Annotated in this window: 17 protein-coding genes; 5 read left to right on the top strand and 12 right to left on the bottom strand. The window is 68.1% G+C overall.

What is annotated here, in order from left to right:
- Positions 1–5: 5 nt before the first annotated feature.
- The 5 genes from L3V85_RS02445 (at position 6) to L3V85_RS02465 (ending at position 4,217) form a co-directional block, all read left to right on the top strand.
- Entirely contained in the window at positions 6–803 is a 798-nt protein-coding gene (locus tag L3V85_RS02445) for an enoyl-CoA hydratase/isomerase family protein (protein WP_237677840.1), read from the top strand.
- 22 nt (positions 804–825) lie between these two features.
- Complete coding sequence (locus L3V85_RS02450) at positions 826–1,173, top strand: Rieske (2Fe-2S) protein (RefSeq protein ID WP_237677841.1); 348 nt, start codon at positions 826–828, stop codon at positions 1,171–1,173.
- A gap of 306 nt (positions 1,174–1,479) precedes the next feature.
- Positions 1,480–2,430: a dioxygenase gene (locus L3V85_RS02455; protein ID WP_237677842.1), complete on the top strand. Its 951-nt coding sequence runs from the start codon at positions 1,480–1,482 to the stop codon at positions 2,428–2,430.
- A 1-nt stretch (position 2,431) separates the two neighbouring features.
- Positions 2,432–3,214 carry a 2-oxo-hept-4-ene-1,7-dioate hydratase gene (gene hpaH / locus L3V85_RS02460; RefSeq protein ID WP_237677843.1) on the top strand — a complete coding sequence of 261 codons (783 nt, stop codon included), beginning with the start codon at positions 2,432–2,434 and terminating at the stop codon, positions 3,212–3,214.
- Positions 3,215–3,239: 25 nt separating this feature from the next.
- Positions 3,240–4,217, top strand: coding sequence for a Bug family tripartite tricarboxylate transporter substrate binding protein (locus tag L3V85_RS02465; RefSeq protein WP_237677844.1), 978 nt, complete (start codon positions 3,240–3,242; stop codon positions 4,215–4,217).
- A 7-nt stretch (positions 4,218–4,224) separates the two neighbouring features.
- Here the strand turns inward: L3V85_RS02465 and L3V85_RS02470 are convergent, their stop codons facing one another.
- From L3V85_RS02470 to L3V85_RS02530, 12 genes are read right to left on the bottom strand one after another with little or no spacing between them, the layout of a single operon-like run.
- Complete coding sequence (locus L3V85_RS02470; protein WP_272934674.1) at positions 4,225–5,223, bottom strand: FAD-binding oxidoreductase; 999 nt, start codon at positions 5,221–5,223, stop codon at positions 4,225–4,227.
- A gap of 26 nt (positions 5,224–5,249) precedes the next feature.
- The gene (locus L3V85_RS02480) at positions 5,250–6,185 is read right to left on the bottom strand and encodes a PdxA family dehydrogenase (protein ID WP_237677845.1); all 936 of its coding nucleotides are present in this window, start codon (positions 6,183–6,185) and stop codon (positions 5,250–5,252) included.
- A gap of 7 nt (positions 6,186–6,192) precedes the next feature.
- Positions 6,193–6,657: an aromatic-ring-hydroxylating dioxygenase subunit beta gene (locus L3V85_RS02485; protein WP_237677846.1), complete on the bottom strand. Its 465-nt coding sequence runs from the start codon at positions 6,655–6,657 to the stop codon at positions 6,193–6,195.
- 18 nt (positions 6,658–6,675) lie between these two features.
- Entirely contained in the window at positions 6,676–7,905 is a 1,230-nt protein-coding gene (locus tag L3V85_RS02490) for an aromatic ring-hydroxylating dioxygenase subunit alpha (RefSeq protein ID WP_237680483.1), read from the bottom strand.
- Between the two features lie 2 nt (positions 7,906–7,907).
- Positions 7,908–8,873, bottom strand: coding sequence for a Bug family tripartite tricarboxylate transporter substrate binding protein (locus L3V85_RS02495; protein ID WP_237677847.1), 966 nt, complete (start codon positions 8,871–8,873; stop codon positions 7,908–7,910).
- A 43-nt stretch (positions 8,874–8,916) separates the two neighbouring features.
- Complete coding sequence (locus tag L3V85_RS02500; RefSeq protein ID WP_237677848.1) at positions 8,917–9,630, bottom strand: ABC transporter ATP-binding protein; 714 nt, start codon at positions 9,628–9,630, stop codon at positions 8,917–8,919.
- Positions 9,623–10,384 (bottom strand): ABC transporter ATP-binding protein, encoded by a 762-nt coding sequence (locus L3V85_RS02505; RefSeq protein WP_237677849.1) that lies wholly within the window; start codon positions 10,382–10,384, stop codon positions 9,623–9,625. The genes L3V85_RS02500 and L3V85_RS02505 overlap by 8 nt, the downstream gene beginning before the upstream one ends.
- Complete coding sequence (locus L3V85_RS02510) at positions 10,381–11,361, bottom strand: branched-chain amino acid ABC transporter permease (protein WP_237677850.1); 981 nt, start codon at positions 11,359–11,361, stop codon at positions 10,381–10,383. Before L3V85_RS02510 ends, L3V85_RS02505 begins: the two co-directional genes overlap by 4 nt.
- Complete coding sequence (locus L3V85_RS02515; RefSeq protein WP_237677851.1) at positions 11,358–12,221, bottom strand: branched-chain amino acid ABC transporter permease; 864 nt, start codon at positions 12,219–12,221, stop codon at positions 11,358–11,360. Before L3V85_RS02515 ends, L3V85_RS02510 begins: the two co-directional genes overlap by 4 nt.
- Positions 12,222–12,245: 24 nt before the next feature.
- Positions 12,246–13,418 (bottom strand): ABC transporter substrate-binding protein, encoded by a 1,173-nt coding sequence (locus L3V85_RS02520; protein ID WP_237677852.1) that lies wholly within the window; start codon positions 13,416–13,418, stop codon positions 12,246–12,248.
- Between the two features lie 43 nt (positions 13,419–13,461).
- Positions 13,462–14,925 (bottom strand): NAD-dependent succinate-semialdehyde dehydrogenase, encoded by a 1,464-nt coding sequence (locus L3V85_RS02525; RefSeq protein ID WP_237677853.1) that lies wholly within the window; start codon positions 14,923–14,925, stop codon positions 13,462–13,464.
- Between the two features lie 11 nt (positions 14,926–14,936).
- Positions 14,937–15,695 carry an SDR family NAD(P)-dependent oxidoreductase gene (locus L3V85_RS02530; RefSeq protein ID WP_237677854.1) on the bottom strand — a complete coding sequence of 253 codons (759 nt, stop codon included), beginning with the start codon at positions 15,693–15,695 and terminating at the stop codon, positions 14,937–14,939.
- Positions 15,696–15,702: the final 7 nt, after the last annotated feature.

Consider the following 15,702-nt stretch of genomic DNA (forward strand, 5'->3'; position numbering starts at 1 on the left):
GCACCATGAGCTATGAATTTCTAGACCTGAGCCGCGCCGCCGACTCCGCGCACATCGCCGTCCTGCGGCTGAATCGCCCGGACAACCTCAACTCCTGGAACCAGAAGATGCGCGAGGAGCTGCGCGACGCGGTCGCCGAACTGGTGGACGACGACCAGCTGCGCGTGCTGGTGATCACCGGCACCGGACGCGCCTTCTCGGCCGGCGAGGACGTGCGCGGCATGAAGGGCCTGGCCGACATCGGCACGCGGGGCTTTCGCCGCGTGGCGCGCGGCATCCACAACGTTTTCGACGAGATCGAGGCGATCGAGGTGCCGGTGATCGCCGCGATCAACGGCGTCGCGGCCGGCGGCGGGCTGGAGCTGGCGCTGTCCTGCGACTTTCGCTTCGCCGCCCAGACCGCGAAGATGGGCTTCCCCGAGAACAACGTCGGCCTGATCCCCGGTTCCGGCGGTTGCTCGCGCCTGGTGACGCAGGTCGGCCTGTCCAAGGCCAAGCGCCTGGTGATGACCGGCGAGATGGTGATGGCCGACAAGGCGCTGGAATACGGCCTGGTCGACGAGGTGGTCGCGCCGGAGCAGTTGATCGAGCACACGATGGCCTTCGCCCGCGTGCTGGCGGCCAAGGCGCCCCAGGCCCTGGGCCTGGCGAAAGTGGTGCTGAACAACTGCGCCAAGGTCGATCCCGACACGGCGCGCAACTTCGAGCGCCTCGGCCAGAGCATTCTGAAGAAGACCGAGGACCATGCCGAAGGCGCGAAGGCCTTCGTCGAGAAGCGGCCGGCGAACTTCACCGGGCGCTGACCGCCCGCTCGAGCAAGTTCAGATGAGCAGCATCCCCGACTGGAAACCCGCGATCGCCGTCGACCGGCTGAGCGATGACCGCTTCCACGCGGCGCAAGCCGGCGACCACAAGCTGATCGTCCTGCGCGCGGACGGCGAGATCGTCGCCTACCGCGACGCCTGCCCGCACGAAGGCTACGCGCTCAGCGTCACAGGCGAGCGCCAGGACTTCGTCATCGTGTGCAACAAGCACCTCTGGAAATTCGACGCCGCCACCGGCGAGCACATCAGCCGCATCCCGCGGCCGCAGTGCAACCTCAAGCGCTACCCGGTGCGCGAGGTGGACGGCATGGTCGAAGTGGACGTCAGCGCGCAGCCCGCAACGTCGTGACCACGGTCGACGGCGCGATGGCCGCGCACACGAGCGGCTACTCCGCCTTGATGCCGCGGACCTGATCAACTTGCCGAGCGTGTTGTACTCGCGTTGCAGGTGAGCCGCGAATTCCGCCTGGCTGCTCATCACCGGCTCGGCATTCAGCTCGTTCAGCCGCGCCAGCACGTCGGGCGACTTCAAGGCCTTGCCGAACTCGGTGGTGATGCGCGCCACCACCGCTGCCGGCGCTTCCGACGAAGCGTCCTTCATCACCGGGACCACGCTGATGGTCGATGGCGGCCTTCACATCAGGTAGCCGCACCCATGATCATCGAGAACCCCGACGACCTCACGCGCGCGGTGCTAGCCGAAGTGGAGCGCACGCCAGACGCGCGGCTGCGCCGCATCCTGCACTCCGCCGTGCAGCATCTGCACGGCTTCGTGCGAGATAGCGAACTGACCGAGGCCGAGTTCCGCCAGCTCTGCGGCGCGATCGCCAAGGCCGGCCATCTCACCACGCCCTCGCACAACGAAGTGGTGCTGGCCGCCGGTTCACTCGGCGTCTCGGCGCTGGTCTGTCTGATGAACAACGGCGAAGGCGGCCGGCGCGAGACCACCGCCAACCTGATGGGGCCGTTCTGGCGCATGGGCTCGCCGGTCACCCCGGACGGCGGATCGATCGTGCGCTCGCGCACGCCCGGCGACCCGGTGTTTGTCGACGCCCGGGTGCGCGACCAGGCAGGCCACCCGGTCGCCGGCGCCGAGGTCGACATCTGGCAGGCCTCGGGCGAAGGCTATTACGAGAACCAGGATCCGCAGCAGGGCGACATGAACCTGCGCGGCAAGTTCGTCACCGACGGCGAAGGCCACATTCGCTTCCGCACGATCAAGCCGTCCGGCTACCCGATCCCCGTGAGCGGACCAGTCGGCGCGCTGCTCAGGGCCCAGGGCCGGCACAACATGCGGCCCGCCCACATCCACTTCATGATCCGCAAGCCGGGGTTCAAGACGCAATTCTCGCAGCTGTATTCCAACGACGACCCGTTCCTGGAGACCGACGTTCAGTTCGGCGTCACGCGTGCACTGGTCGGCCGCTACGTGCCGCACGACGGCGCCGCCCCCGATGCCGACGTGCAGGGTCGCTGGTATTCGCTGGAACACGAATTCGTCATCTCCGCCGGCGACGACTCCTTGCCGCCGCCGCCCATCACCGCGAAAACCGGGGACCCACGCCCGCCGCTCGTGGTGCTGCAACGAAGCAAGGAAGCAAGCTGAAATGATCGACGACAAGGAGCGGCAGAAAGCCGCCGATGCGCTGCTGAAGGCGGGCCAGGAATGCAAGCCCATCACGCAGGTCAGCAAGACCTGGCCCGGGATGGAGATCGAGGACGCTTACGCCGTGCAGCAAATGTGGGCCGAGCGCCGCGTGCAGGCCGGCGCCCGCGTCGTCGGGCACAAGATCGGCCTGACATCGCGCGCGATGCAGATGGCGTCCAAGATGACGGAGCCCGATTACGGCGTGCTGCTGGACGACATGCTCTATGCCGACGGCGCCCGGATCCCGGCTTCCAGGTTCTCTGCCCCGCGCCTGGAGGTAGAACTTGCCTTCGTGCGGGGCAAGCGGGTCGGCGGCAGGAACGTGACGATGTACGACGTGCTCGACGCCACGGCCTACGTGACGCCGGCGCTGGAGATCATCGACTACCGCACCGAGGTGCCGCGCCACATCGTCGACACGATCGCCGACAACGCCGCTGCCGCCGCGATGGTGACGGGCGGACGCGTTGTGCGGCCGATGGACGTCGACCTGCGCTGGTGCGCGGCCACGCTGTCGAAGAACGGCGTGATCGAGGAGTCAGGTGTGTCGGCGGCCATCATGGGTCATCCCGCGATGGGCATCGTCTGGCTGGCCAACCGGCTGGCGCGTCATGACATCGTGCTCGAGCCCGGGCACATCCTGCTGGCCGGCTCCTTCACGCGCCCGGTGTCGGTGGCGACCGGCGACGTGATCCACGCCGACTTCGGGCCGCTCGGCTCCATTGGCGTTTCCTTTTCTTGACGGCCCGATCCCCGGAGAGCTCCCCATGAACACGCTGCACCGCCGCGCCCTGCTGGCCCTCGCCTCGGCATTCGTCACCACGGTCGCCTTCGCGCAGGCGCCCGAATGGGCACCGACCAGGCCGGTGCGCATCATCGTGCCGATCGTGGGCAGCACCAACGATGTGCTGGCGCGGCTGGTCGCGCCCAAGCTCGGCGAGGCGCTGGGGCAGCCGGTCATCGTGGAGAACAAGCCGGGCGCCGGCGGCAACATCGGCGCCGACATGGTGGCCAAGGCGCAGCCGGACGGCCATACGCTTCTGATCGGCTACAACGGGCCGCTGGCCATCAATGTCACGCTGTTCGACAAGATCCCCTTCGACCCGGTGAAGGACCTGCAGCCGCTGACGCTTGCGGTCAAGTCACCGCAGTACCTGGTGGTGAACCCGAACTCCGGCATCACCAGCGTGCAGGACCTGGTGGTGTCGGCGAAGGCGCAGCCGGGCAAGTTTTCCTATGCGTCGGTGGCCGTCGGCAGCGCCTCACATCTCACCATGGAGATGCTGAAGCTGGCCGCCGGCATCCCCATCACGCATATCCCGTATCGCGGCGCCGGTCCTGCGGTCACCGACCTGCTGGCCGGCAACGTGCAGGCGGCATTCTTCGTGCCGGGCAACGTGCAGCAGTTCGTCAAGGAAGGCAAGCTCCGGCTGCTCGCTTCCAGCGGCACGAAGCGCTTCCCGAGCACGCCCGAAGTGCCGACTCTGATCGAGAGCGGCTACAAGGATTTCGAGGCGACTTCCTGGATCGGCTTTCTCACCACTGCCAACACGCCCAGGCCGATCGTCGATCGCTACCACCGCGAGCTGGTGAAGATCCTGCATTCGCCGGAGATCGCGGCGCGCCTGCGCGAGATGGAATTCGAGGTGGTCGCCGGCACGCCGGAGCAGTTCGCAGGCTGGATAAAGTCGGAGATCGGCCGCTGGGGCAAGGTCATCAAGGCGACGGGCGCCAAGGCGGAATGAACTTCGCCTAGGTCGCCGCAGGCCCCGGCACGAACACGTCGCTAAAGAAGTGCGCCGCATCGAGGCCGAGCTCCTGCACGCAAGCCTTCTTCACCGCCGCCACCATCGGCGGTGCGCCGCAGCAGTAGACCTCATGGCCCGCGAGGGAAGGGCAGTGGGCGCGGACGGCATCGTCGACGCGGCCATGGAAGCCGCCCAGCGCCTGGGCGTCGTCCGCGTTCTCCAGCGCCGCGATGAAGCTGAAGCCGGGCATCAGCTTCTTCCAGCGCTCGACCGCCGCCATCAGGTACAGCCCGCCGCTGTTGCGGCCGCCCCAGACCAGGGTCACCGGACGCTTGACCCCTTTCTTCACCATGTCGTCCAGCAGGGACTTGACCGGCGCGAAGCCGGTCCCGCCGACCACGCACAGCATCGGGGCCGAGCTCTCTTCCTTCAGCTCGAAATTGCCGAACGGCAGCTCCACCTGCAGCAGATCGCCCTGCTGCAGCGTCGGCACGATCTGCGTGAACTGGCCGCCCGGGACGTGGCGGATGTGCAGCTGCAGCGTGTCGCTTTCGTGCGGCGGATTGGCCATCGAATACGAGCGGCGGCTGCCATCGGGCAGCGCGACCTGCAGGTACTGGCCGGCCTTGAACTTTGCACGCTGGCCGGCAGGCAGCCGCAGCTGCAGCACGCTGACGTCGTCCGCCGCCAGCGTGTTGCGGAACACCTTGACGGTCAGCTGCTTGCGCGCCGACGGGTCGAAGCGGTGCCAGGCCGTGGGCACGATCTCCAGGTCGCCTTGCGGCAGGCACTGGCAGTACAGCACCTGGCCCGCTGCCGCGACATCGTTCGGCGGGCACTGCACCGATCCGGAGGCGATGCCGCCGGCGCAGTTCCCGCACACGCCCTTGCGGCAGGAATAGGGCATCTCGATGCCGGCCTTCAGGCCCGCGTCGAGGATGTTCTGTCCCGGTTCGCAGGAAAAATGCTGGTCGCTGCCGGCGATGCGGATGTCGTAGGCCATGGAGTGGAAATCCGGGGAAGGGGAAGTCAGGAGATGCCGGCGACCAGGCGCAGGCTGCGCAGCAAGGCATCGGGCCGGGCCTGGCCCGTGCCGGCGATGTCCATCGCGCTGCCATGACCGGTGCTGGCCAGCAGCACCTCGCCGCCGATCGACAGGGCGCTGGCCGCCTGCGGCGCCAGCAGCTTGACGGGGATGTGGCCCTGGTCGTGCAGCATCGCGACGTACAGGTCGTGCTTGCGGTCGGCCAGCAGCACGTCGGCGCCGGCCGGGCCGTCGACGGCGATGCCCTGTTCGCGCAGCCGAAGCGCCGCCGGCACCACGAGCTCCGCGTCCTCGGGCCCGAACAAGCGGCCTTCGGAGGCGTGCGGGTTGATGCCGAACAATGCCACCCTGGGCTGCGCCAGCCCCAGCATGCCGCAGGCGCGCACGCCGGCCTGGGTCGCGGCCACGATCAGGTCGGGCGTGATGCGGGCCAGCGCCGTCGCCACGCTCTCGTGCAGCGTCACGTGCACGATGCGCAGGCCGCCGCCCACCAGCATCAGGAAGACGCTGTGTTCGTCCTGGCCGCAGGCCCGCGCCACCAGCGAGGGATAGCCGCTGAAGGAGATGCCGGCCTGGTGGATCGCCGTCTCATGGTGCGGGCCGGCGACCACGGCGTCGAACTCGCCTGCCCGGCACGCCTGGATCGCCAGCGTGGCCGAAGCGACGGCACTGGCGCCGGCCTGCGCATTCACCTGGCCTGGCAGGGCCGCGGCGGCGGGCAGTTCTCCCACCGGCCGCAGCGCCATACCCAGGAAGACAGCTTCCATGCCGCAGGCTGTGGCCGTGCGCCGCAGCACTTCGGCCGGCCCGAACACCGTGATCTGCAGGCGGTCCTCCCCACGCAGCGCGGCCAGCGCCTTGAGCACGATCTCGGGCCCGATCCCGTTCGGGTCGCCGACCGACAGCGCGATCCTTCTCATGGGCGGCTCACAGCGGCAGGGCCATCAGCGTGTCCGTCACGGTGCTGTCGCACACGGCCACCCGTTCGGCCAGCAGCAGCTTGCCGCCGTCCATCACGAAGCGGTCGTGGTACTCGCCGGTGGCGAACACCATGGTCTCGCCGGTGGCCATGATCCGCGCCACCAGGAAGGGCGTGCGGGCCACCGCCTGGTCGTCTCTCGCGCTTTCGACCAGCGGAATGCCCAGCAGGTGCCGGTAGCGGTGGCGCTCGTAGATGTTGGCCTCGCGCAGGGCGGCGATGCGGTCCTCCAGCATGGCGCGCGAGTCGGCGTAGACGATGCCCGAGGGCAGGCCTTCCTTCTCGTTCTCGACGTTGGTGATGCGGTAGGTGCAGGCTTCGGTGAAGAAGGCCGGCCATTGCTCCAGCGCTTCGCTGTCGATCGCATTGGCATAGGAGGCGTTGAAGGCGCAAAGCGCCAGCAGGTCGATCATTGGAATTTCCTTTGCGGCTCAGGCGCACATGTGGTGGCGATAGGCCTTCCAGAAGCCGCGCACCGAAGCCTCGGTGGCGCGCCCTTCGCTGGAAGCCGCCTGGTCGCCGCCCATCTCGATGATGGCTTCCAGCCCCTGGGCCCCGGCGATGCCGCGCTGCACGAAGCCGCCGACGGCGCCGTCTTCCATCGAGATGAAGCCGGCCGGCCCGACCAGGTTCTGCTGCTTGAGGCGGACCTTGCGCTGCTCCGGCGTGTCGTCGGTGTAGCCGATGTAGGTCCAGTTGAGTTCACTTCGCTCCTGGCCCTTGGGCAGCACCTGGCGCACGGCCAGGCAGTTCTGGATCTGCTGCAGCACGAAGCCGGGGAAGACCGACAGGATCTGCAGCGTGATGCCGTCGTCGTACTCCTTGAAGCCCGCCAGCACGCTCGGGTCCTTCAGCCGGTATTTCGAGTCGTCGGAGCGAATGCCCTGCTGCTTGTACGACTCGTCGGCCGCATCGGGGTCGGTCATCGAGTAGCTCACGTGATGGCCGCCGGACTCGTCAACGATCAGTCCGCCCTTTTGCGACAGGCGGTTCAGCTCGAAGGTGGTGAAGAACAGGTGCAGCAGGCTGGCGTGGTAGCTGTCCTTGACGTTCTCCATGTACAGCTTCCAGTTGTTCGGCAGGGCCTGGGTGAAGCGGCCGATCACCTCGACCGGCTTGTGCAGCACCCGCTCGATGCGCTGGCAAATTTCCGGTCCCAGGTAGTCCTCGATGCCTGGCACGTCCTCGCTGAAGCTGCCGAACACCAGGCCGCAGTAGACGGCGACGCGCAGCTTCCGCGGCCCGTGGTCTTCCTTGCAGAAGCTCTTGGCCATGCCGCCCTGGCCCTTGACGCCGGCCTCGAAGGCGACGCCGGTCAGGTCGCCCTGGCGGTTGTAGCTCCACGCGTGGTAGACGCACTGGAAGCCGTCGACCTTGCCCGATTTCTCCAGTGCGATCAACGCGCCGCGGTGGGCGCAGCGGTTCTCGAAGGCGTAGATCTCGCCGTCGTCGTCCTTCACCACCACCACCGGCGTATCGCCGACGAAGGTGGTGCGAAAGCTCCCACTCTCCGGCAGGTCGGCCTCCAGGCACAGGTAGTTCCAGGTCTCGCCGCGGTAGATCCTCTCCTGCTCCTGCGCCGCGGCCTGGTTGTCGGTGTAGACCGCGAAAGGCACGCGCGTCAGGCCCGGGCCCTTCCATTGAATCGTTTGTTCCATGATGCTTACCCCAGGCTCACGTTGGCGCTCTTGATCACCTTGTTCCACTTTTCCGACTCCTTGCGGATGAAGGCGCCGGTCTGTTCCGGCGACCATCCGCCCGGCTCGGCGCCCTGTTCGGCGAACTTCTGCCGGATGTCGGGCAGGGCCAGCGCCGCGGCGATCGCCTTCTGCATCTCCGCTGCGGCAGCCGGCGGCGTGCCCGCGGGCGCCACCACCGAGAAGAAGGTGACGGCTTCCATTGGCACCCTGGACTCGGTCAAGGTCGGCACCTGCGGCAGCAGCGGCGAACGCTTGTCGTCCGCCACCGCCAGGATCCGCAGCCGGTTGCCGGTGTGGAACTGCGCCGACGAACTGATGTTGTCGAAGAACACGTCGACGTTGCCGCCCACCAGGTCGACCAGCGCCGGCGCCGTGCCCTTGTAGGGGATGTGGTTCATCGTGGTGCCGGTGGCCTGCATGAACAGGGCCGCCGTCAGGTGCGACGTGGAGCCGTTGCCCTGCGATGCGTAGCTCACCTTGCCCGGATTGGCCTTGAGGTGGGCGATGAATTCCGCCACGTCCTTCACCCCCAGCTTGTTGCTCACGACCAGCACGTTGGGGACGGTGGCGAGCACCGTCACGGGCACCCACCTGGTGGGGTCGAACGACAGCGACTTGTACAGGTGGTGGTTGATCGCGATCGGGCCGGGAGGCGAAACCAGGAAGGTGGTGCCGTCGGCATCGGAGCGGGCCACGAACTCGCCGCCGATGTTGCCGCCGGCGCCGGTCTTGTTCTCCACCAGGACGCCGCCGGGATAGCTGGTGCGCAGCTTCTCGGACACCAGGCGCGGCAGGATGTCCGCCGTCCCGCCGGCCGGGAAGGGCACGATGAACCTGATGGGCTTGGGGGCCTGGGCGATGGCGGTGCCGGTGGCCGCAAGCGCGACTCCCAGCAGCAAGGCGGCGCGCCTGGAGATGTTGTGTTTCATGCGTGAATGTTTCATGGAGGACTGTTGAATCGTTTCGTGCTGCCTAGACGCCCAGGTACTCGCCGAGGAGTTGCGGTTGTGACCGCAGTTCGTTGCCCGTGCCTTCGAACACCACCCGGCCCTTGACGAGGATGACGTTGCGGTCGGTGAGATCGCTGACCGCCTTCCAGTTCTTGTCCACCAGGATGGTGGCGATTCCGGATTCGCGGATCACCTTGATGATGCGCCAGATTTCGCGGGCGATCAGCGGCGCCAGGCCTTCGGTGGCTTCGTCCAGGATCAGGACCTGCGGGTTCGTCATGAGCGCGCGGCCGATGGTCAGCATCTGCTGCTCGCCGCCCGAGAGCTGCTGGCCGCCGTGGCCCAGGCGCTCGCCCAGCCGCGGGAAAGTTGCGAGCACCCGGTCGTAGTGCCATTCGCGGCGGCCGTCGGTCCCCGGCCGCGCGGCCAGTGTCAGGTTCTCCCGCACGCTCAGGTTGGGGAAGATCCCGCGCCCTTCGGGCACGTAGGCGATGCCGAGGCGGGCGATGTCGTGGATCTTCATGCCGGCGGTGGGGCGCCCGAAGGCGGCCACGTCGCCGCCGCGCGGGCGCACGACGCCGACCAGCGACTTCAGCAGCGTGGACTTGCCCATGCCGTTGCGGCCCATCAGGCCCACGGCCTCGCCTCGCGCCAGCGTGAAGTCGACGCCGTGCAGGATGTGGCTCTCGCCGTAGAAGGAATGCAGGCCGCGGGCCTGCAGGACCGGCTCAGCCATGCACGTCCTCCTCGGCGCCGAGGTATGCCTGCTGCACCTGCGGGTTGCTGCGGATCTGCTCCGGCGATCCCGTCGTCAGCACGACGCCGTTGACCATGACCGTGAGCACGTCGGCGATCGAGAACACCGCGTCCATGTCGTGTTCGACCAGCAGGATCGCGTGCGAGGCGACCAGCCCGCGCAGCAGTTCGATCATGCGCAGCGATTCCTCGTGGCCCATGCCGGCCAGCGGTTCGTCCAGCAGCAGCACCTGCGGCCGGGTCGCCAGCACGATCGCGAGTTCGAGCTGGCGCTGCTGGCCGTGGCTCAGTTCGCTGGCACGGCGCTCGGCGACGGCGGACAGGCCCGCGTCGCGCAGCGCCTGGTCCACCACCTCGCGGTAGGGCCCCCAGGCCGCCGCGTCGCTGAAGATGTGCGCGGCCCGCGGCTCGCGCGCCTGGGCGGCCAGCCGGCAGTTCTCCCGGACGGTGAAGCCGGGAAAGATGTTCGTCTTCTGGTAGCTGCGCCCGATGCCGATCAGCGAGCGCTCGTGCGGCGACAGGTGGGTGATCTCCCGATCGCGGTAGAACACCTGGCCGGACGACGCCGGGATGTCGCCGGACAGCAGGTTGATCAACGTCGACTTGCCGGCCCCGTTCGGCCCCAGGAGCGCATGGACCTGGCCGCGGCGCAGCTCGATCGAGATCCGGTCGTTCGCCGCCAGTCCGCCGAAGGTCCGGCGCAGCGCCACTGTCCGCAACAGCACTTCGTTCATGCTGCCCTCCCTTGCCGCAGGCGCTTGACCCGGTCGAACAGCGAGAACATGCCGCCGGGCAGGAACAGGACGATGAGCACGATCGCGATCCCCAGCCACAGGTGCCACAGCTTGCTGTACGACGACAGCAGCTCCTGCAGCAGCACGAAGGTGAAGGCCCCGATCGGGCCGCCCCAGAGCTGGCCCATGCCGCCCAGGATCAGCATCAGCAGCACGTCGGCCGACTGGTGCCAGGACAGCATCTCGGGGTTGACGCTGCCATTGAGCACCGCGAAGAGGTAACCGGCGAGTCCACCGAACGCGCCGGCGATGGTGAAGGCCGCGAGCTTGTAGCGGAACACCGGAAAGCCGATCGCCTCCATTCGGTGCTCGTTCTCGCGGATGCCCTGCAAGGCGCGGCCCAGCGGCGAGCGCAGCAGCAGCGCCATGGCCAGCAGCAGCGCCGCCATCAGAACCAGCACGAAGTAGTAGAGGGTATTGGGGTCGGTGAGCTCGAACGGCACCCAGCCGCCGATCCGGGTGTCCGGCTTGCCGCGCAGGTTCATTCCGTCCGAGCTGCCGCCCAGCGCCTTGATGTCGTGGAAGAAGAAATAGAAGATCTGGGCGAAGGCCAGGGTGACCATGATGAAGAACATGCCGCGGGTGCGCAGCACGAACAGGCCGACCAGGAACGCCGCCGCCGCCGTCACCAGCATGGCGGCGGGGAGCGTGAGCCACAGGCTGTCGGTGAGCTGGTACTTGGTGCCGAGCAGGGCGAACACGTAGCCGCCCATGCCGAACCAGGCCGCGTGGCCGAAGCTCACGAGGCCGGTGTAGCCGACCAGCAGGTCCAGGCTGATGGCGAAGATCGACAGGATCATCACCCGCGTGACCAGCTCGGTGTAGAACTCCTGCCCGAACAGCGGAAAGGCGGCCAGCGCGCCGAGGAAGACGGCAATGATGGCCGCGCGCGAGCGCGAGGTGACGAGCGACATCATGACTTGAAGAGCCCTTCCGGACGCCACAGCAGGATCGCGGCCATCACCACATAGATGGCGATGCCGGCGTAATCCGGCACGAACACCTTGCCGAAGGTGTCGGCGAACGCCACCAGCAGCGAGGCCAGCAGCGCGCCCCAGACCGAGCCGATGCCGCCCACGATCACCACCACGAAGCTGACGATCAGCACCTGGGTCCCCATCCCGGGCGACACGCTGGAGGCCGGGGCGTTGAGCATTCCGGCGAAGGCCGCCAGCGCCACGCCCAGGGCGAACACCAGCCGGTACAGCCAGTCGATGTTGATGCCCAGGAGCTGCACCATGCCGCGGTTGGACGAGCCGGCGCGGATGCGCGCGCCGACCAGGGTGCGCTCGATCAGCAGGTACAGGCCCAGGGCCAGCACCAGGCACACGCCGGACATGAACAGCCGGTAGGCCGGATAGGTCATGACGCTGCCCAGCGGCACGGAGAAATTCAGCCAGTCCGGCACCTTGACCGAGTAGACCTCGTTGCCCACCAGCACGCTGCGCAGTTCCTCGAAGATCAGGATCAGGCCGTAGGTGAGCAGCACCTGCTGCAGGTGGTTGCGCCGGTACAGGTGCGAGAACAGCGCCCATTCCAGCAGCGCCCCCAGCACCGCGCTCAGGACCACCCCGATCACGATCGCCAGCAGCAGGTTGCCGGTCAGCGCGGTCAGGGTGAACGCGAGATAGGCCCCCATCATGTAGAAGCTGCCATGCGCGAGGTTGATCACGCCCATCACGCCGAAGATGAGGGTCAGTCCGCTGGCGACCAGGAACAGCAGAAGGCCGTACTGGACGGCATTCAGCGTCTGGATCAGGATGAGGGCGAGGTCCATGCGTTCAGGCGCGGCGTCTTGCCGTTACAGCTTGCAGTCCGGCGACGGGTCGACCAGGCCCTTGACGATCACGTCCGTCATCACGTTCTGGGTGCCGCGGGCCACGCGCACGTAGTAGTCCTGCACGGGGTTGTGCGACTTCGAGAAGCTCAGGGGCCCGCGCGGGCTGTCCAGCTTGGCGTTCTCCATCGCCTTGATCATCTCGGCCTTCTTCTTCGTGTCGCCCTTCACGGCGCGCATGCCGGCGTCGAACAGCTGGGCGGCGTCATAGCCCTGCACGGCGAACACGTCCGGGGCCGCGCCGAAGGCCTTGGTGTACGAGGCGATGAAGGCCTCGTTCTTCGGGTTCTTCAGGCCGTCGGCATAGTGCAGCGCGGTCTGCAGGCCGCTGGCCGCGTCGCCCTGGGCTGCCAGCGTCCCTTCGGTGATGAAGGCCCCGTACAGCGGGATGGACGTCTTCAGTCCCGCGGCGGCGTAGTCCTTGACGAACATCACCTGGCCGGCGCCGGCGACGAACACATAGGCCGCCTCGGGCTTGATCGTGGCCAGCTCGGTCAGCAGCGGCTGGAACTCCACGCCGGGGAAGGGCAGGTTCAGGTCCTTGAGCACCTTGCCGCCGCCCTTTTCGAAGCCTTCGCGGAAGCCCCGCACGGACTCGTCGCCGGCGGCGTACTTCCAGCTGATGGTGACCGCCGTCTTGTGCTTCCTGGCGGCCAGCAGGCCGCTGGCGTAGCCGGGTTGCCAGTTGCTGAACGAGCTGCGGAACACGTTGGGTGCGCACATGGAGCCGGTGATCTCGCCGGCGCCGGCATTCGGCACGATCAGCAGCGTATTGGTCTCGCGAGCCACCTTGGCCATGGTCTGCGCGACACCGGAATGGATGGTGCCCACCAGCAGGTCGACCTTGTCGCGCTTGACCAGCTTGTTGGCGTTCTCGTTGGCCTTGGACGGATCCGATTCGTCGTCCACCGCCAGGTACTCCACCGCGCGGCCGCCCAGCTTGCCGCCCTGCTCGTTGACGTACAGCTTGAAGCCGTTGGTGACGCCCTTGCCGAGGTCGGCGAAGGTGCCGGAGCTGGGCAGCATCAGGCCGATCCTGACCGGCGCGGGCTGGGCCTGTGCGGCGACGGCCACGCTGGCCAGCGCCAGCGCCGCGGCTGCGCGCGACACGGCTCGAAGGGAAAGAAGTCTGGACATGAGGTCTCCTGGAGTTGTTTGGTTGGCGATGGAATGAAGCGGGTCAGGGCACACGCGAGGATTCGGACACGAACTTGGTGACCAGGTACCCGTCGAAGGTCTCGGTCCCGCCTTCGCTGCCCATGCCGCTGTCCTTGACTCCACCCAGCGGCGTCTCGGCCAGCGCCAGGCCGAAGTGGTTGATGGTCACCATGCCGGCCTCGAGCCGGTTGCTCACATGGTGGGCGGTGGCGAGCGAATTGGTGAAGACATACGAGGCCAGCCCGTAGGGCAGGGCGTTGGCGCGGGCCAGCACTTCGTCGGTGCTGCCGAAGCGCGTCACCGGGACGACCGGGCCGAACGGCTCCTCGGTCATCAGGCGCGAGTCGTCGGGCGCGTTGGCCACGACGGTCGGCGCGAAGAAGTTGCCCGCGCCGGCCAGCCGGTCGCCGCCGCACAGGACGGCCGCGCCGCGTGCGCGCGCATCGGCCACCAGCGATTGCATCGCCTCCACGCGGCGGTCGTGCGCCAACGGTCCCATCTGGGTCTGCGGCGCCAGCCCGTCGCCGACGCGCAGGCCGGCATAGACGCCGGTGAAAGCGTCCAGAAAGCGGTCGTAGGCCTTGTCGTGGACAAAGAAGCGGCTCGGCGCCATGCAGACCTGGCCGGCGTTGCGGGTCTTGGTGCGCGCCAGGAAGCGAGCTGCCGGCTCGACGTCGGCGTCATCGAACACCAGCACCGGGGAATGTCCGCCGAGCTCCATGGTCATCCGCTTCATCTGCGCGCCGGCCAGTGCGGCCAGGCTCTTGCCCACGGCGGTGGAGCCGGTGAACGAGATCTTGCGCACGATGGGCGATGCGATGAGGTGGCCGGAGACTTCGGCCGGCACGCCCCAGACGACGTTCAGGCAGCCGGGCGGCAGGCCGGCGTCATGGAAGATGCGCGCCAGTGCGACAACCGCGCTGGGCGAGTCTTCCGGCCCCTTCAGGACCAGCGTGCAGCCGGCGCCCAGTGCGGCCGCCGCCTTGCGCAGCGCCTGGTTAAACGGAAAGTTCCAGGGCGTGAAGGCGGCGCAGACGCCGATCGGCTGGCGGATGACCATCTGCCGCACGCTTTCCGAACGCGGCGGGATGACGCGGCCATAGATGCGGCGGCATTCCTCCGCATGCCACTCCGCGTGCTCGGCGCAGCTGCTCACCTCCTGCAAGGCCTCGGCCAGCGGCTTGCCCTGGTCCAGCGTGATGTTGCGGGCGATGGCCGGCGCGCGCTCGCGGATCAGTCCGGCGACGCGGCGCAGGATCGCCGAGCGCTCCATTGGCGAGGTGTGGCGCCACGACTGGAACGCCCGGTCGGCGGCGGCCAGTGCGCGGTCCAGGTCCTGCCTGCTCGCGTGCGGCAGCCGGGCGAACGCGACCCCGGTGGCGGGGTTGACGACATCCTGCTCGCGCCGGCCATCGGCCGCGACGAACTCGCCATCGATGTACAGCGCGAGCTGTTCGTAGGCCTCGGGGTTGGTCTGTGCGTCCATCGGATCGGGTCTCAGAGGAACACGCCGCCGCCGTCGACGGCGAGGGTCTGGCCGGTGACGAAGCTGGCGCCGTCGCTGACCAGGTAGGCCAGCGCAGCCACCAGGTCGGCCGGCACCTGGTCGCGCTGGATGCAGCGGCCGGTAGTGCGGGCGTTGTCGCCGATGCGGTTCTGCAGGTCGCTCTGCAACACGCCGTCGCTCAGGGTGAAACCGGGGGCGATGGCGTTGACGGTGATCCTGTCCTTGGCCAGCTCGCGCGCCAGCGAACGGGTGAAGGCAATCAACGCGCCCTTGCTGGCCACGTAGTGCGACATGTTGGGCGGTCCCTTGATCGGCACGGTGGATGCGATGTTGACCAGCCGGCCGCGACCGCTCTTGCGCAGCGCCGGCAGGACCGCCTTGGCGCAGTTGAACGGGCCGAGCGTGTTGACTTCCATCACCCGCATCCATTCCTGGTTGCTGATCTGCTCGAACGGCTTGAGCGCCAGGGTGGTGAACAGGCCGGCGTTGTTGACGAGGCCGTCGATGCCGCCGAATTCCTTCAGTGCGGCCGCGGCCATCGCGGCCACGTCGTCTTCGCTGACCACGTCCGCCTGCAGGCCGATGGCCTGGTGGCCCGCGCTGCGCAGGCGCCCGGCGGCGGCGTCGGCGCCGCGGAGGTCGGCGATGACGATCCGGTGCCCGAGTTGGGCGAGGTGCTCGCAGAAGGCGTAGCCGATGCCGCTGGCGGCGCCGGTGACGATGATGGTCTTGGGCTGTTCGGGGATCATGGCTGTC

Origin of the sequence: Variovorax paradoxus (assembly GCF_022009635.1) — a bacterium.
Classification (GTDB): Bacteria; Pseudomonadota; Gammaproteobacteria; order Burkholderiales; family Burkholderiaceae_C; genus Variovorax.